This is a genomic window from Thioclava sp. UBA3469 (assembly GCF_002378135.1).
Classification (GTDB): domain Bacteria; phylum Pseudomonadota; class Alphaproteobacteria; order Rhodobacterales; family Rhodobacteraceae; genus Thioclava; species Thioclava sediminum.
Window position 1 is genome coordinate 1 of sequence record NZ_DFRG01000026.1, and the last position, 3,727, is coordinate 3,727.

Annotated in this window: 3 protein-coding genes; all 3 read left to right on the forward strand. The window is 64.1% G+C overall.

The window, feature by feature from the left end; translation table 11 throughout:
• Positions 1–86 precede the first annotated feature (86 nt).
• The 3 genes from B3D39_RS02005 to B3D39_RS02015 all read left to right on the forward strand — a co-directional run bounded on the left by B3D39_RS02005 (position 87) and on the right by B3D39_RS02015 (position 3,399).
• Positions 87–1,535, forward strand: coding sequence for a UDP-N-acetylmuramoyl-tripeptide--D-alanyl-D-alanine ligase (locus B3D39_RS02005; protein ID WP_286789328.1), 1,449 nt, complete (start codon positions 87–89; stop codon positions 1,533–1,535).
• Positions 1,535–2,617 carry a phospho-N-acetylmuramoyl-pentapeptide-transferase gene (gene mraY / locus B3D39_RS02010; protein ID WP_078519467.1) on the forward strand — a complete coding sequence of 361 codons (1,083 nt, stop codon included), beginning with the start codon at positions 1,535–1,537 and terminating at the stop codon, positions 2,615–2,617. Before B3D39_RS02005 ends, mraY begins: the two co-directional genes overlap by 1 nt.
• A gap of 191 nt (positions 2,618–2,808) precedes the next feature.
• Positions 2,809–3,399: a hypothetical protein gene (locus tag B3D39_RS02015; RefSeq protein ID WP_078603829.1), complete on the forward strand. Its 591-nt coding sequence runs from the start codon at positions 2,809–2,811 to the stop codon at positions 3,397–3,399.
• Positions 3,400–3,727 lie beyond the last annotated feature (328 nt).

The window sequence follows — 3,727 nt, forward strand, 5'->3', positions numbered from 1 at the left end:
GGCCAGATCATCGGCTCGGATACCTATCCGTTCGACGATGCCGAGCAGGCGTCGGTCGCTGTCGCCGCGCTGGACGGAAAAATCTGATGGCCGTTCTCTGGACCTCGAGCGACGCGGCCGCCGCGACCGGTGGCGAAGCCACGCAAACCTTTGCCGCGACCGGGATCTCCATCGATACCCGGACGATTCATCCGGGCGATCTGTTCGTAGCACTCAAAGACGTGCGCGACGGCCATGACTTCGTGCGCCAAGCCCTCGACAAGGGCGCAGCCGCGGCGCTGGTCAGCCGCATCCCCGAGGGTTGCTCGAAGGACGATCCGCTGCTGATCGTGGATGACGTCCTCGCCGGCCTAGAGGCTTTGGGCCGGGCAGGGCGCGCACGTGCGCGGGCCCGCGTGCTCGCCGTGACCGGTTCCGTCGGCAAGACGTCGAGCAAAGAGATGCTGCGCGCCGTCCTCTCGGCTCAAGGCACGGTTCACGCCGCCGAGGCGAGCTTCAACAATCACTGGGGCGTCCCGATCACGCTGGCGCGCCTGCCGCAGGATGCCGATTTTGCCGTGATCGAGATCGGTATGAGCAACCCGGGCGAGATCGCGCCGCTGGCGAAGATGGCGCAGCCCCATGCCGCGATGATCACCACCGTCGCGCCGGCTCATCTGGCCGCTTTCGACAGCATCGAGGGCATCGCGCATGAGAAAGCGTCGATCTTCGAGGGGCTCGTCGACGGCGGCATCGCGATCGTGCCGTCCGGCCTCGAGGTTTCCGACATTCTGCGCAAGGCCGCCCAGCAGGCCGGAACCATGGTCAGCTTCGGTCCAGAGCCGGGCTCGGATTACCGTCTGATCGACGCCCGCATCGCGGGCGACGCGACCGTCGTTCAGGCCGATCACCATGGCACGCCGATCCTGTTCAAGGTGATGACCCCGGGGCGGCATTTCGCGAATAACGCGCTCGGCGTGCTGGCCCTGGCCGAAGCCGCGGGCTGCGATCCGACCATCGCCGCGATGGATCTGGGCAACTGGCAGCCCCCGGCCGGACGCGGCCAGCGCGAGCGGGTCTATATGGATGTGGTGGACGAGGCCGAGAGCTTCGACCTCTTCGACGACGCGTTCAACGCGAACCCGGCCTCGATGTCGGCTGCGCTCGAGGTTCTGGCAGGCGCCAAGCCGCGCGACGGGGTGGGGCGCACCGCGAAAGGGCGCCGCATCGCGATCCTCGGCGACATGCTGGAGCTGGGCGAGGACGAGGCGGCGCTGCATGCGGCCATCGCCGATCACCCGGCCATGGCGAAGATAGACCTCGTGCATCTCGCGGGACCGCGCATGGCGGCGCTGCGCGAGGCGCTTCCGCGCGCCAAACGCGGCGAATGGTATGAAAAGGCGGACGAGCTGGCAGAGCGTGCCCGTCACCTGATCGACCCCGGCGACGTCGTTCTGGTCAAAGGATCCAAAGGCTCCAAGGTGAGCGTCGTCGTGAGCGTATTGAAAAAACTCGGCCAGCCCGGCGCGGCCGAGGCCCATAAGGGAAAAGACTAATGTTGTATTGGCTGACTGACCTCTCGGATGGCGGGGGCGTCTTCAACCTGTTCCGCTACATCACCTTCCGCGCGGGCGGGGCATTCTTCACGGCGCTTCTGGTGGGGTTCATCTTCGGCCCCTGGCTGATCGGCATCCTGCGCCGCACGCAAGGCAAGGGGCAGCCGATCCGCGATGACGGGCCGGAGGGGCATATCTCCAAGGCCGGGACGCCCACGATGGGCGGCATCCTGATCCTGACGGCATTGCTGGTGTCGACGCTTCTCTGGGCGCGGCTCGACAACGGCTATATCTGGGTCGTGCTGATGGTCACCTATGGCTATGCCGCAATCGGCTTCGCCGATGACTACGCCAAGGTCTCCAAGCAGAATACCAAAGGCGTCAGCAGCAAGGCGCGGCTCGCACTCGGCTTCCTGCTCGCGCTGCTCGCGTCGCTCCTGACATGGTATCTGCACCCCTCCGATCTGGAAGGGCGTCTGTCGATCCCGTTCTTCAAGGACCTCGTGCTGAACCTCGGCTATTTCTACATCCCCTTCGCGATGATCGTGATCGTCGGCGCGGCCAATGCGGTGAACCTCACCGACGGGCTCGACGGGCTCGCGATCATGCCGGTGATGATCGCCGCAGGCACGCTGGGCGCGATTGCTTACGTCGTGGGCCGGACCGACTTCACCGAATATCTGGGCGTGCAATTCGTCCCCGGTTCGGGCGAGTTGGTGATCTTCACCGCGGCGCTGATGGGCGGCGGTCTGGGCTTCCTGTGGTATAACGCCCCGCCGGCTGCGGTGTTCATGGGCGATACCGGCAGCCTTGCGCTTGGCGGCGCGATCGGCGCGATCGCGGTCTGCACCCAGCACGAGATCGTCCTCGGCATCGTGGGCGGGCTCTTCGTGGTCGAGGCGCTGTCGGTGATCATCCAGGTCGCCTATTTCAAGCGCACCGGGAAACGGGTGTTCCTGATGGCCCCGATCCACCACCATTTCGAAAAGAAAGGCTGGTCGGAGCCCCAGATCGTCATCCGCTTCTGGATCATCTCGCTGATCCTCGCATTGATCGGTCTGGCGACGCTGAAAATTCGCTGAGAATTCCTTCCCGTATACCTCTTATTTAGCGCGTATGCGGGTGCGCGCGAAGTCGCAAAAGGGCGTCGTGGTTCCACCGCGGCGCCCTTGGCTTACGTCAACTTTATTTGAGCGAACCAAAGCGAAATCCACTGGTTGTCTCCCCGAACCGCGACGCGAGACGTCGTAAAAGTTTTAACGAGGAGAACCCGATGACCCGCAAGTTCAACATTATTCTGTCGACGACTGCTCTCGCTGCCACGCTGTCGCTGGGCACTGTTGCCAGCGCTGAAGACGGCGTGACCACCGGTGGCTCGTCCGAGAATGGCCAATATGGCTTGGTCGACTACAAGATGCAGATCGTTCCGAATGACCAGAGCTCCGACGGCACCGCACCCGCGGTCAACGTCACCTCGGGCGGTGATGTCAACAACACCGCTGGCGTCGCAGACGAAAAGGTCGGCGCTGCCATGACCGACCAGACCTCGAATGGCGAAGAGTCGATTCCCGCCGAGAACCAGCTGAACAAAGATGCTGGCATCGTCGGCAACAAGGTCCAGACCGGCGTTAACGATGCAGTCGTGTCCTCGGACGGCGCTGCAATCGGTACGATCGAGAAAGTCATGAACATGGGCGACAGCGACGAAGTCTATGTCCGCACCGACGACACGCTCGACACGACCGTTTCGATGTTCAAGATCACCGTTCCGGCCTCCGAAGTCGGCTCGGGCAAGCTGATGCTGAATGCGAGCCTGTCGGACATTCTCTCGACGCTCGAAAAGCAGCAAGACCAGAAGTCGTAATCTAACGATCATCGCTAGAAGACCCTTTGCGGCGCGCACGGTTCCTCCCCTCCGTGCGCGCCGTTTTTTGCATGTCCGGCGACGTGCGCGCTGCGTTCCCCCTTTCCCCTTCGTATTGGTTCAAATATCCCGGGGGTGCGGGGGCTGGCCCCCGCGATAGGACGACGTGATAGAACGACGAAAACGCGAGGCGGCCCCCGCTGCCCTTGCGCGAGGCGACAGGAGAGACCCATGATCCCGGTGCAGGGCTTTGACGGACAGAAGGTGGCGGTGCTCGGGCTCGGGCGCTCGGGTCTGGCGACGGCGGCCGCGCTGCGCGCAGGCGGGG

Bases quoted from the DNA above. Each gene is read 5' to 3' on its own strand.
- B3D39_RS02005 (WP_286789328.1), top strand. From the start codon at position 87: ATGGCCGTTCTCTGGACCTCGAGCGACGCGGCCGCCGCGACCGGTGGC.
- mraY (WP_078519467.1), top strand. From the start codon at position 1,535: ATGTTGTATTGGCTGACTGACCTCTCGGATGGCGGGGGCGTCTTCAAC.
- B3D39_RS02015 (WP_078603829.1), top strand. From the start codon at position 2,809: ATGACCCGCAAGTTCAACATTATTCTGTCGACGACTGCTCTCGCTGCC.